Here is a 12,243-nt window from a genome sequence, read left to right as displayed (position 1 = left end):
AACAGGGCGGGCCGACAGCGTGATCAGCTGCGGTGGGTTTCGCCGCGTGCTTTGGCAAGCGTCATCTGCCGCTGGCGCTCACGGAACCGCGCCTTATCCGCGTCAGAGGTTTCATTGACGCACTGCGGGCAGCTGACGCCGGCCTCGTATCCGGGCTTTGCGGTATCTTCGGGCAGGATCGGGCGACGGCAACCGTGGCACAGCATATGCGGCCCTTCTTTCAACCCGTGACCTACGCTGACCCGGTTATCAAAGACAAAGCAATCGCCTTTCCAGCTGCTTTGCTCTTCGGGGACTTCTTCAAGGTACTTGAGGATGCCCCCCTTGAGGTGGAACACGTCCTCCACCCCTTGGCCGATCAGGTAGTTGGTCGATTTCTCACACCGGATACCGCCGGTGCAGAACATCGCGATTTTCTTGTTGTGGAACCGGTCCTTATTCGCCTCCCACCAGGCGGGGAATTCGCCAAAGCTCTGGGTTTCCGGGTCGATGGCCCCGTCGAAGGTGCCGATCGCGACCTCATAATCATTGCGCGTGTCGATCACGGCAACATCGTTGCGGCCGATCAGATCGTTCCAGTCGGCGGGATCGACGTAATGCCCGACCTTGGCCAGCGGATCGACATCGGGCTGACCCATGGTCACGATCTCGCGCTTCAGGCGGACCTTCATCTTGCCGAAGGGCGGCGTCGTGGCGGTGCTTTCCTTCCACTCAAGATCGGCGCAGCCGGGCAGGGCACGGATATGCGCGATGACCGCGTCTATCCCCGCACGGGGGCCGGCGATGGTGCCGTTGATGCCTTCGGCGGCGACAAGCAGCGTGCCTTTGACGTCATGTTGCGCACAAAGCGCAATCAACGGCGGGCGCAGGGCGTCAGGCGCGTCAAAACGGCTGAAATGATAGAGGGCGGCAATGGTATACATGCGCGCTGAGATACGCCCATGCGGCGGTTCAGGCAAGGGGGTGCCGTGCCGCACCCGCCGTGCTATGCCCCTTGGCATAAGCTGACCCATGAGGAACCCGATATGACCCACGCCCTGATCGTGATTGATGTGCAAAATGATTTCTGCCCCGGCGGCGCCCTTGCGGTGACAGACGGCGACGCCATCGTCGACGGGATCAACGCGCTGATGGGGCAGGTGGATGCGGTGGTTCTAACGCAGGACTGGCATCCGGCGGGCCATTCCTCCTTTGCGTCGTCCCATGCGGATAAGGTGCCGTTCGAGGTGACGCAGATGCCCTATGGCGCGCAGGTGCTGTGGCCGGATCATTGTGTCCAAGGCAGCAACGGGGCCGCGTTCCACCCGCGGCTGGATCAAACCCGTGCCGATATGATCATTCGTAAAGGGTACAACCCCGCCATAGACAGCTATTCTGCCTTCTTCGAAAATGACCAGACGACGCCTACCGGTCTTGAAGGGTATTTGCGGACACGCGGCATAACCAAGCTGACGATGGTCGGGCTGGCGCTTGATTTCTGCGTCAACCTTTCCGCCGTGGACGCGGCGAAGCTGGGCTTTGATGTCGAGGTCCGCTTGGACCTGTGTCGTGCGATTGATCTGGACGGGTCGCTTTCTGCCGCCCGCGCGGCGATGACGGCGGCGGGGGTTACTCTGCGCTAAGCGGGGCGTCTTCGACGGGGGCGATGTTGAGGATATCCAGCGCATCCAGCCCGCCAAGCGTGGCATCCACCGCGACGGTCGCCAGAATGATCCCCATGACGCGGCTGATCACGCTGGCGCCCGTGGTCCCCATCAGGTGACCGATCCGCCCCGCGAGCAACAAAAGCACAAGCGTGAACAGCAGCACGACAACCAGCAGGCCTGCCGTGACCAACTGGTCTGATATCTGGTTGGTGTGGTTGTCCGTCAGGATCACAATTGCCAGCATCGCCCCCGGAGAGGCGATAGACGGCATGGCGAGCGGAAAGACCGCACCGGCGAGATGATCCCGCTCTGCCGCCTCGATTTCCTGTGTCGGTTTCGGGTCGCCGAAAATCATGCTGAGCGCGAAGAGGAACAGGATAATCCCGCCCGCGACCTGAAACGACCCCAGCCGCAGCCCAAGGTTCTCAAGCAGATATTGCCCGCCCACGAGGAACCCAAGCAAGACCAGACCGGCAACCAGTACGGCCCGCAGCGCAAAGCTTTTGTGCAGTCGTTGTGGCACATTGGCCGTCGCGAAAAGAAAGACGGGAAGGCTGCCAATAGGGTCGATCACGACAAACAGTGTAATCAACTCTCGCAAGAGATTGGGCCATTCCAGCATCTAGCAGCGCTCCTTAGGGGGTTAAGTCGGTGGATTACCACAGGTTTTGCACTGTGTCAGCGGCAATTCCCTTGCCCGTACAAGATGGATGGGCCACAAACACACCGCCTAAGGGAGCTTTGAACATGGTCGACATTGCAAGCCGCGTCTGGAACCACAAGTGGAAGATCGACCCTATCGTGCGGTCCCTGATCGATACGGATTTCTATAAGCTGTTGATGTGCCAGTCGGTTTTTCGCAACAAGCCGGAAACACAGGTCACATTCAGCCTGATCAACCGTTCCAAGCATATCCCGCTGGCCGATCTCATTGACGAAGGCGAGCTGCGCGAACAGCTAGATCACATCCGGTCGCTGTCACTCAGCCGTGGGGAAAGCACCTGGCTGCGTGGGAATACTTTTTACGGCAAGCGCCAGATGTTCCGCCCCGACTTCATGGAGTGGTTCGAGGGCCTGCGCCTGCCGCCCTATCATCTAGAGCGGAAGGGCGACCAATACGAGCTGACATTCGAAGGGTCGTGGCCCGAGGTGATGCTGTGGGAGATCCCCGCCCTCGCCGTCCTGATGGAGCTGCGCAGCCGCGCCGTGCTGGACCGTATGGGCCGGTTCGAACTGCAGGTGCTCTATGCGCGCGGCATGACCCGTGTCTGGGAAAAGATCGAAGCCCTGCGGGAAATCCCCGATCTGTCCATCGCCGATTTCGGCACCCGTCGTCGCCATTCGTTCCTGTGGCAGGATTGGTGCGTGCAGGCCATGCAGGAAGGCTTGGGCGACGCCTTTACCGGCACGTCAAACTGCAAAATCGCCATGAGCCGAGAGGTAGAGGCGATCGGCACCAACGCGCATGAACTGCCGATGGTCTATGCTGCATTGGCCAAGGACGACGCCGCACTTGCGCAAGCGCCCTATGACGTTCTGCAAGACTGGCACGACGAACACGAAGGTAACCTGCGCATCATTCTGCCTGATACTTACGGCACGAAAGGCTTTCTGGATAACGCGCCCGACTGGCTGGCGGGCTGGACCGGCATCCGCGTCGACAGTGGTGATCCGGCGGTGGCGGCACAGACCGCGATCGACTGGTGGAAGTCCCGCGGTGAAGACCCCAGCGAAAAGCGGGTTATTTTCAGCGACGGTCTGGATGTCGCCAAGATCAAGGAACTGCATCAACAGTTCGCGGGCAAGGTCAAAGCCTCCTTCGGGTGGGGCACCTTGCTGACAAATGATTTCCGCGGGCTGGTGCCTGACGACGCGCTCGCCCCGTTTTCGTTGGTGTGCAAAGCGGTCAAGGCGAACGGCAGCCCGACGGTGAAGCTGTCGGATAACCCTAACAAAGCAATGGGCCCGCAGTCAGAGATTGACCGTTACAAACGTGTCTTTGGCGTCGGCGATCAAGCGGCTCAGAAAGTTATCGTCTGATCCGACGGCAAAAGGGGCCAGTGGTTTCCCACCGGCCCCTCTGCTTTATGCCGCCTGCGTGGGGTGCGGGGCATAACTGCAAATCGCTTAGCCGCGGTCGTCGACGATCAGGGTCAGACCGCCCATACCGTTACCGCGCACGGCCACGACCTCTTCCGAGGTGAAGCCTTCGGCTTCCAGCTCTGCGCTCAGGTCAGCATTGGCGTCAACAGAGGCGCGCATGTCGTCAACGGCCTCGGCTTGTGCGTCCAGCGCGTCGTCCAGCGCGGTTGTGGTCCCCTGTTTGGAGGCTTTCAGCTCCGACACGGTTACGACGTCCAGCTTGGCGTCGGCATCGAACGCATCAATTTCTGCTTGGGTCTGCGTGTCGGTTTCGGCACCGGCGCGCAGTTCCTGGATCAACTGACCATAGTTTTCCTGCGCGGTGTCGCCGGTGTCGGTCACGGCACCCTTGGCTTGTTTCAGTGTGGAATCGGTGGATAGTGAACCGGATGCGCCAACGTCAGCGCTGATGCCCGAGCCTACGTCTGCTGCGCCGCCAACGGCACCATCAACAGAGGTTTGCGCCATCGCTGCGGTGGAAACGCCGGTGGCCATCAGGGTCGCGATCAGTGTTGTGGTCGTAAGTTTCATCTGAGTTCTCCTTAGATTTACTACCAGACATCGCTTGTATGTCTGCGAGGGGAACACCGGGCCGCGGCGATCCGTTCCGGCGCGGATTCGGCGCTATGGCGGCGATTTGCCGATAGGGGGCGCATATCGGCAAAAAACGGCGAGATAGGGGCGCTGCAATAGAAGTGATGGAACGGGCGCGCAGGGCAGGCCCCGCGGCAGGCTATTCCGGCGGATCTACCCGCCCGCGCAGCGCCTTCACCTCGCCCCGCGTCTTTTTCGCCTTCAGCCGGCGTTTCTTCGAACCGAGCGTGGGGCGCGTCGGGATACGCTTTTTGGGCGGCTTCAACGCGGCGGTGATCAGTTCCTTCAGGCGCTCGCGGATAATCTCGCGGTTGCGGACCTGACTTCGGGTTTCGTCACATTGCAGCACCAACGCGCCCTCGGTCGTCCAACGACGGCCCGCCAGTCTGCGCAGACGGTTTTTGACCGGCGTCGAAATAGAAGGGGAGGTCGCGGCCTCGAACCGCAGTTCCACGGCGCTCGAGACCTTGTTCACATTCTGACCGCCGGGCCCGGAGGCACGCATGAAGCTTTCCGTCAGCTCCCAGTCCTGAATGGCAATCTCGTCCGTGATCCGCAGCATCAAACTCTCCTTCATGGCGACTATCGCATCGCGCAGACCCAAGGGAAAGGGGAACGCCCAGATACGAAAAGGGCCGCCCCGGTGCGGAGCGGCCCAATCGAATGGTTTAAGGAGGTGGGATCGGTTAGATCGGCGATCCACCCGGGTTGTTTCAACCGTCAGGGGCTGCCCTAACGGGATACCTCCCAAGCTGTTCCGACACCTCGCTCCAATACCGTTCTTGACACTGGATCACCTCCTTTACATTTGTTGAACTCACTTGAAGACTGGCACAGTAATCTGAAAACGCAAAACGTTTTCTGCACCCGTCACGGTTCACAAAAGGGTGCCTATCAACTGCGGGTCAAAAGTTGTGCAGTGATGATGCGGAAGGGGATCAGGGCAATAAGCGCAATCCCAAGTTTCACAGACCAGTCTGCAACGGCTAGCGATACCCAAAGCGGCGCGAGCGGGCCGCTACCCAGCAATGGCAACATTTCGGCCGCCCAGGACACATCGGTTGCAGGATGCAGGAACGACAGGGCACCGGAAAATGAGATCGAGAAAAACAGCAACGTATCAAGCGTGCTGCTGACCAGCGTGCTGGCCAAAGGTGCACGCCACCACGTGCCATCGCGCAGCGCAGAGAAGATCGCGACATCGACCAATTGCGCCACGAGGAATGCCACACCGGACCCGATCGCGATGCGCAGGGTCACCAGCGGCCCGAATTCGCCCATGATCTGTGTCCCGATTAGCGAACAGACCAGCCCGACGACAAAGCCTACCAGTACGACACGGCGCGCGGCATCCTTGCCGTAGACGCGGTTCATCACGTCGGTGACCAGAAACGCCAGCGGATAGGTGAACGCGCCCCAGGTCAGCCATTGGCCAAAGAGGAACTGAACAAGAATGTTGGAGGCCACAACGATGGCAGCCATGGCAAGAATGCCGGGAAGGTAGGTGCGTGTCATATTTGAAACCGTTTTTTGCAAGGGTGCGGCGACTTGGCCTGCGGGGATCGCAGACGTCATGCGTTGTAGGGAAGGCGGGGCATCCGCGCAAGCTATTGCGTTATCGTCAGCTCGATCACCTGGGTTTCCTGCACGGAGAGGAAATTATCGTCTGATATCATCATCACCCGCGTGCGCCCGATGGCGTCGCGCCAAACGGTCAGCGCCTCTAGATTGTCGTATCGCGCGGGCAAAGTTTGCAGCAGCGTCACCGCGCTGGCCTGATCCTCAAAAAGTTCGATCCGCCGCAGGCGCGTGCGAAACCCCAGCGGGGTGACCGTACGCTCGAGCAGATACAACCGACCCTCGTCGTCGAAATCCGCACCCACGGGGACAAAGGGGCTGTCATTTTCGAGGTAGGCCGCGATGCGCCACGCGCCGTCTTGGTATTTGTACAGCGGGATCTGATCGCCGCGGTTATCCTCGGGCAAGGCATAAAGCGCGCCCGTTGCATCAAACGCCAAAGCTTCAAATCCGGCGTTGTCGCGCAGCAATGCGCCCTCGGGCGGGGCGATGAACTGCAATGGGGTGCCGTCGGCAAGGTTCGTACGCGCGATTCGATGATCGCCTTCGTAGCTGATAAAGATGCTGCCATCCGGCGCAATCGCCAGACCTTCGGCGTCGGCCTCGGGTTTGTCCATCACCGCGCCGTTCTTATCGCGCAGCGCGACGGAATGGATGATCTCCATCCCCGTCAGCGTGCCAAGCGCGTCGCGCGACAGATCGGCCACGATGATCCGCCCGCGGTCGCTGATCGCGGTAAGCTGTTTGCCATCCGCGCGCATCTCGACACCGGACAGGCCACCGAACCAGGGGGCGTCATGCTCCCACGTCAACTGCTGATGCTGCGCGATAGGGCCATTTGCACCCGCCGCAAAAGCAGCGGAGGCAAAGCCGAGGGCAAAAAGGATCTGTAGCAAGCTTAGTTCGAATCCAGCACGGATTGGCATTGCGCTGGCAGGTCAGCAAGCAGCAGTTCGCGCTTTGGCTTGCGCTTGGGCGCATTGGGGTTTGGGGGGGGCGGGTTCAGGATATTCGCCTGCCACTGACGCGCATCGGCGCAGCCGTCGCCCGCAGGGGGCGGATCCTGGTTGACGCAGCCGGTCGCCCCTTTGGGGCAGCTCAGCCGGACGTGGAAATGATAGTGGTGCCCGTACCAAGGGCGGATTTTGCGCAGCCAGCTGCGGTCGCCCTTTTCGTCGGCACACATCTGCACCTTGGCCCCGGGGAAAACAAAGATGCGCGCCACGCGGGGATCAGATGCCGCGGCCTTGAGCACCTGATGGTGCTGCGGGGTCCAGCTGCTGTTCACATATGCGCCGCTGGCCCGACGCATGGAGATAGAGGAAATACTTTCACGCTCTGCCCGGCTGAGCGACAGCGACTTGGGCGGAAGCATCCAGAAATCGGCGTCCAGACCCATCTGGTGGCTGGCGTGCCCTGTCAGCATCGGGCCGCCACGGGGCTGGCTGATATCGCCGACATACAGCCCTTCCCATCCGGGTTGCTGCGCGGCCTTCGCGCTGAGCGTTTTGATGTAATCGATCATCTCCGGGTGGCCCCAGTTGCGGTTGCGCGACAGGCGCATCGCTTGCCAGGTCGGCCCCGTTTCCGCCAGTTGTTGTGCCCCCGCGACGCAGCCCTTGGAATAGCTGCCGTAAGCGGCGGAAGTCTGCCGTGACCCGTCGGCTTTCGCGCCAAAAAGCTTCTTGGCCTGAATGTTGCTTCGCGCGCCCCCCGACGACCCGATGGTCGGCAGGATTTTGGACGCTTCCGCATTCGGCTTGGACGGTGACCCGCCGCAAGCCGCCAGCGTGAGGGCCAGCGCGGTACATGTGAGGATTCGTGTCAGGATCATTTCGCGAAATCTCCGTTCGGTTTCACCCAGACTAACAGAACCAGGCCGATGATGAACAGCCCTACGACAGGGGCGATCCCGATCCGTTGGCTGCCGGATACGTCGCTTGCGATGGCGATCAGCGCAGGGGCCAGAAACGAGGTCGCTTTGCCCGATAGCGCGTAAAGGCCAAACGCCTCTGTCATGCGGTCGGGGTTGCCCTGACGGGTCAGCATATTGCGCGACGATGCCTGCAGCGCTCCGCCCGCCGCCCCTATCAAAGCACCAGCGATGTAAAAGGCGATGTCGGGCGCGGAGGAACCTTCGGCCAGCGTGACGCCCATAATCGAGTTGGGCGTCAGCGAGATGATCAGCACGGCCGTTGCAATCAGGATCAGACAGCATGTTACGATCACAGGCATCGGCCCGATCGCACGATCCACACGCCCGCCCACCCAGCAGAACACCGCGCCTGAAATCGCGGCAAGTATCCCGAAGACGCCGATATCAATAATGCTCCAGTTCAATACGCCAAGCGCGTATATCCCGCCGAATGTGTACATTCCGTTAAGTGCATCGCGGTAAAACATGGATGACCCCAAATAGGCCAGCAGCGACGGGTGGCGCGGCAGGTTCTTGAGCGTGACCCACAGATCAGAAAGCCCTTGGCCCACGCGGTACCGCGCCGCGCCGGTCACCGGCGTATCGCGCACATACAGAAAGAAGGGGATCATAAAGACCGCGTACCAGATTGCGGTCAGCGGCCCGACGATGCGCGTATCGGCTTTGGTCGCGGGGTCCAGCCCGAAAAGCGGGCTCAGCCCCGCCATCGTGCGCCCGTTGCTACCCGCCTGAAACAGCGCGATCATCACAATCAGCGCCACAACACCGCCGACATAGCCAAAAGCCCAGCCTGACCCCGACAGCCGCCCGCGCTCTCCCGGGTCGGGATGCAACTCTGGCAGATAGGAGTTGGTGAAAATTGTCGCGAATTCCATCCCGATCAGGCCAATGCCAAAGAAGAAGAGCGCCCACAGGACCGAGAAATCTTGCGGCGCGGTCCACCACAGCGCGGCTGATCCCACCACATAAAGCCCCGAAAACAGCCAGATCCACGGCATCCGCTTGCCCGATGAATCAGCCACCGCCCCAAGTGTCGGGGCCAGTATCGCGATCATGATCCCCGCAACCGTCAGCCCGTAACCCCAATAGGCCTGTGCCTGCGCCTTGGCCGCATCCAGCGCCATGCCGCCGTCCACCAGATTTGCCGTTGCTGTTTGCGCGAAATAGGGGCCGAAAATAAACGTCAGAAGAAGCGTGTTATAGGGTTGGCTGGCCCAGTCAAAGAAGTACCAGCCCCAGATTTTCTTGCGCGCTGACGTGGCTGCCATGACTGCTTTCTCCTGTTTTGACGGACGGTAGTGCAGCAGCCCTACGCGGCGCAAGAGCGGTGTTATGCGCAACGCTAGCGTGAATTGCCCATCAGTATGTCATAAGACATCTCAAAAGGGTCGCTTTTCAAATCCTTTTTGCCTACACAGGGTGCCAACGTTAAGAATGTTTTGGATAATTTTACGAGGCTCCGTATGTCGATGATCCGGCTTTTGTACTTCAGCACCGCAGTTCCTTCGGTCTCTAAGGCGGATGTTGCCGACATATTTACCGTCGCTGTGCGCGAGAATGAAAAACACGGCGTCACTGGTGCCTTGGCCTACAACGGGCGCAACTTTTGTCAGGTGCTTGAGGGCGAAGAAGCCGACATCCGCCAGTTGATCGAAAACATCCAGAAAGACAGTCGTCACAGCGGCTTCAAAATCCTCGACGAAAAGCCGATCGAGACACGGCATTTCGCCGATTGGTCCATGCTTCAGGTCGATAGTCTGGATTTTTCTGTCGTCATCAACGCGATGCAAGCGTGATGTGATGCGATTTTACCAAGAGCGGCGGTGCCAAGGCGCTGCCGCTCTTGTTCTTTGATGCCTGCGCACCTACTTTCGCGCTGTGCAACGAAAGGCCCCCTTATGACATCCCTGTTTCAGATCCTGATGCTTCTGCTGAACATCGTTTGGTTCATCATCATCGCGCATGTCATCATGAGCTGGCTGATTAATTTTCAGGTTTTAAATCTTCGTCAACCTTTGGTGGCGCAAGTTTGGGATGGGCTGAATCGCTTGTTGGAGCCTGTTTATGGGCGGGTCCGCAGCTTTCTGCCGCAAATGGGCGGGCTTGATCTGGCACCGCTGGTCGTTCTGATCGCCGTTGCCGTTCTGCGTATCCTGCTGATTAACAACGCCGCGCTGTTCTACTGATCGGGCGGCTGCTGGGGCAAAGACCCCGCCGGACGCACGGGCAGGGATTGTTCCCCGCCCGCGACTATGAGATTCTGCAAACTGCAGGTTAGATACAGTTGGGTTTTTCATGTCAGGCGCTGCCACGCTACTTCGTGATGTCTTTGGATTTGACGGGTTCCGCCCCGGCCAACAAGAGATCGTAGAGGCCGTTACCGCCGGCGAAAACACATTGGCCATCATGCCTACGGGTGGCGGTAAATCTCTTTGTTTCCAAATGCCTGCGCTTTTGCGCGACGGGGTGACAGTGGTGATATCGCCGTTGATTGCGCTGATGCGCGATCAGGTCCGCGCGCTGCAAGAGCTTGGCGTCGGGGCGGGGGCGCTGACCTCTGGCAATACGCCCGACGAAACCGATGCCGTGTGGAAAGGGCTTGAGGCTGGGACGCTCAAGCTGCTCTATATGGCCCCCGAACGGCTCGCTGCCGGGTCCGTTACGGGCATGCTCAAACGGGTTGGCGTATCGCTGATCGCCGTGGACGAGGCGCATTGCGTCAGCCAGTGGGGCCATGATTTTCGCCCGGATTACCTGCGCATCGGCGAATTGCGCCGCACGCTTGACGTTCCGCTGGCCGCGTTCACCGCAACGGCGGACACGGAAACCCAAGCCGAGATCGTTCAGAAACTATTCGACGGTGTCCCCCCGCGCGCCTTCCTGCGCGGGTTCGACCGGCCCAATATCCATCTGGCCTTTGCGGCCAAAAACGGGCCGCGCGCGCAGATACTGAACTTTGCGTCAGGGCGTAGGGGGCAGTCGGGCATCGTCTATTGCGGAACGCGGGCCAAGACCGAAGGGCTGGCCAAAGCGTTGCGCGACGACGGACACCTGGCATTGCATTATCATGGTGGGATGGAGGCGGACGACCGCCGCACCGCCGAACGCCGTTTCCAGCAGGAAGACGGGCTGATTGTGGTGGCGACAGTGGCCTTTGGCATGGGCATCGACAAGCCGGATATCCGCTGGGTGGCCCACGCCGATTTGCCCAAATCCATTGAAGCCTACTATCAAGAAATCGGGCGGGCGGGTCGCGACGGTGCGCCGGCCGAGACGCTGACGTTGTTCGGCCCTGATGATATCCGATTGCGCCGCAGCCAGATCGATGAAGGGCTCGCCCCGCCGGAACGGCGCGCCGCTGATCATGCACGGCTGAACGCGCTGCTGGGGCTGGCCGAAGCATTGGCGTGTCGCCGTGCGAACCTGTTGAAATACTTTGACGAAACCGATGTCACCTGTGGCAATTGCGACCTTTGTGATACGCCTGTCGATGTGTTTGACGGGACCACCGCCGTGCGCAAGGCGCTGTCGGCGATGCTGCGCACCGAGGAATGGTTTGGCGCAGGTCATCTGATCGACATCCTGCTGGGCAATGAAACCGATAAAATCCGTGAACGCGGGCACAGCGATTTACCGACCTATGGCGTGGGCAAGGAATATGACAAACGCGAATGGCAGGCGGTGTTCCGGCAAATGATGGGGCACGATCTGGTGCGCCCCGATGCCGCACGTCACGGTGCGCTGCGCATGACCGATGCCGCATTGCCAATCCTGCGCGGGGAGGCGTCGATCTCTCTGCGCCGGGACAGTATCCGCGCCGCCGCATCGCAGCGCCGTCCTGCGGTCAAGGCGATGGTCAGCGACGAGGACGCGCCGCTGCTCTCTGCGCTCAAGGCGAAGCGACGCGGGCTGGCAGAAGCCGCCAAAGTGCCCGCCTATATCATCTTTAATGACCGCACCCTGATCGAGATGGCCGAGAAACGCCCGGATACACTGGACGCCATGGCCCGTATCGGCGGGGTGGGGGCCAAAAAGCTCGAGAATTTTGGCGATGCGTTTCTAGAGGTGATCAATGGGGCCGCCGCCGAGATGCACCCGACGCGGCGCAAGCTGGCGGGGCGCGCGGCAGGGTCGGTGTTCGATCAATTGCGCGAAGTGCAAACCACCTTGTCTCGCGGGGCGGATGGCGGCGAAAAACCGTTGAGCTGCTCAACCTCGCTGCTGGCAAAAGTGGCGCAGCTGCACGCGCCGAACCTTGATGCCATCGAACGCATTTTGGGCGAGAAACGCACCGAAAGGTTTGGCCCCGCATTTCTGGACGTTTTGCAGCAAGCGGGCTAGCTCTTG

Annotated in this window: 13 protein-coding genes; 5 read left to right on the top strand and 8 right to left on the bottom strand. The window is 60.5% G+C overall.

Annotated features, from left to right (window positions below; all coding sequences use genetic code 11):
* Positions 1-23: 23 nt before the first annotated feature.
* Positions 24-923: a rhodanese-related sulfurtransferase gene (locus tag AB1495_RS05320; protein WP_074636521.1), complete on the bottom strand. Its 900-nt coding sequence runs from the start codon at positions 921-923 to the stop codon at positions 24-26.
* A 102-nt stretch (positions 924-1,025) separates the two neighbouring features.
* On the opposite strand from AB1495_RS05320, the gene pncA reads away from it, so the two are divergent.
* Positions 1,026-1,622, top strand: a complete 597-nt coding sequence (gene pncA, locus AB1495_RS05315) for a bifunctional nicotinamidase/pyrazinamidase (protein ID WP_159431871.1) — start codon at positions 1,026-1,028, stop codon at positions 1,620-1,622.
* Here pncA and AB1495_RS05310 read toward each other — a convergent pair.
* Positions 1,609-2,268: a MarC family protein gene (locus tag AB1495_RS05310; RefSeq protein ID WP_074636517.1), complete on the bottom strand. Its 660-nt coding sequence runs from the start codon at positions 2,266-2,268 to the stop codon at positions 1,609-1,611. The two genes, pncA and AB1495_RS05310, sit on opposite strands and share 14 nt — an antisense overlap.
* A gap of 125 nt (positions 2,269-2,393) precedes the next feature.
* On the opposite strand from AB1495_RS05310, the gene pncB reads away from it, so the two are divergent.
* A complete protein-coding gene (gene pncB / locus AB1495_RS05305) occupies positions 2,394-3,686 on the top strand; it encodes a nicotinate phosphoribosyltransferase (RefSeq protein WP_009825586.1) in 1,293 nt (430 codons plus the stop codon).
* Positions 3,687-3,773: 87 nt separating this feature from the next.
* Here pncB and AB1495_RS05300 read toward each other — a convergent pair whose 3' ends face one another.
* The 6 genes from AB1495_RS05300 to AB1495_RS05275 all read right to left on the bottom strand — a co-directional run bounded on the left by AB1495_RS05300 (position 3,774) and on the right by AB1495_RS05275 (position 9,164).
* Complete coding sequence (locus AB1495_RS05300; protein ID WP_037942593.1) at positions 3,774-4,319, bottom strand: hypothetical protein; 546 nt, start codon at positions 4,317-4,319, stop codon at positions 3,774-3,776.
* Between the two features lie 202 nt (positions 4,320-4,521).
* A complete protein-coding gene (gene arfB, locus AB1495_RS05295) occupies positions 4,522-4,944 on the bottom strand; it encodes an alternative ribosome rescue aminoacyl-tRNA hydrolase ArfB (protein WP_074636516.1) in 423 nt (140 codons plus the stop codon).
* A 332-nt stretch (positions 4,945-5,276) separates the two neighbouring features.
* On the bottom strand, positions 5,277-5,897 hold the full coding sequence (locus AB1495_RS05290; protein WP_037954002.1) for a queuosine precursor transporter: 621 nt from the start codon (positions 5,895-5,897) through the stop codon (positions 5,277-5,279).
* Between the two features lie 92 nt (positions 5,898-5,989).
* Positions 5,990-6,856 (bottom strand): esterase-like activity of phytase family protein, encoded by an 867-nt coding sequence (locus AB1495_RS05285; protein WP_074636514.1) that lies wholly within the window; start codon positions 6,854-6,856, stop codon positions 5,990-5,992.
* Between the two features lie 2 nt (positions 6,857-6,858).
* Positions 6,859-7,794 carry a penicillin-insensitive murein endopeptidase gene (gene mepA / locus AB1495_RS05280; protein ID WP_074636512.1) on the bottom strand — a complete coding sequence of 312 codons (936 nt, stop codon included), beginning with the start codon at positions 7,792-7,794 and terminating at the stop codon, positions 6,859-6,861.
* On the bottom strand, positions 7,791-9,164 hold the full coding sequence (locus AB1495_RS05275) for an MFS transporter (protein ID WP_074636510.1): 1,374 nt from the start codon (positions 9,162-9,164) through the stop codon (positions 7,791-7,793). Before AB1495_RS05275 ends, mepA begins: the two co-directional genes overlap by 4 nt.
* Positions 9,165-9,365: 201 nt before the next feature.
* Between AB1495_RS05275 and AB1495_RS05270 the strand changes: the two genes are divergently transcribed.
* The 3 genes from AB1495_RS05270 to recQ all read left to right on the top strand — a co-directional run bounded on the left by AB1495_RS05270 (position 9,366) and on the right by recQ (position 12,237).
* Entirely contained in the window at positions 9,366-9,692 is a 327-nt protein-coding gene (locus tag AB1495_RS05270) for a BLUF domain-containing protein (protein ID WP_244268944.1), read from the top strand.
* A gap of 102 nt (positions 9,693-9,794) precedes the next feature.
* Positions 9,795-10,082 carry a YggT family protein gene (locus AB1495_RS05265; protein ID WP_005850500.1) on the top strand — a complete coding sequence of 96 codons (288 nt, stop codon included), beginning with the start codon at positions 9,795-9,797 and terminating at the stop codon, positions 10,080-10,082.
* Between the two features lie 109 nt (positions 10,083-10,191).
* Positions 10,192-12,237, top strand: coding sequence for a DNA helicase RecQ (recQ, locus tag AB1495_RS05260; protein WP_074636507.1), 2,046 nt, complete (start codon positions 10,192-10,194; stop codon positions 12,235-12,237).
* The last annotated feature ends 6 nt before the right edge of the window (positions 12,238-12,243 follow it).

Origin of the sequence: Sulfitobacter pontiacus, from assembly GCF_040790665.1 — a bacterium.
In the GTDB taxonomy this organism is placed as follows: Bacteria; Pseudomonadota; Alphaproteobacteria; order Rhodobacterales; family Rhodobacteraceae; genus Sulfitobacter; species Sulfitobacter pontiacus.
The sequence above is the reverse complement of the archived record's forward strand: the minus strand, read 5'-3'. Positions and strand labels throughout refer to the sequence as shown.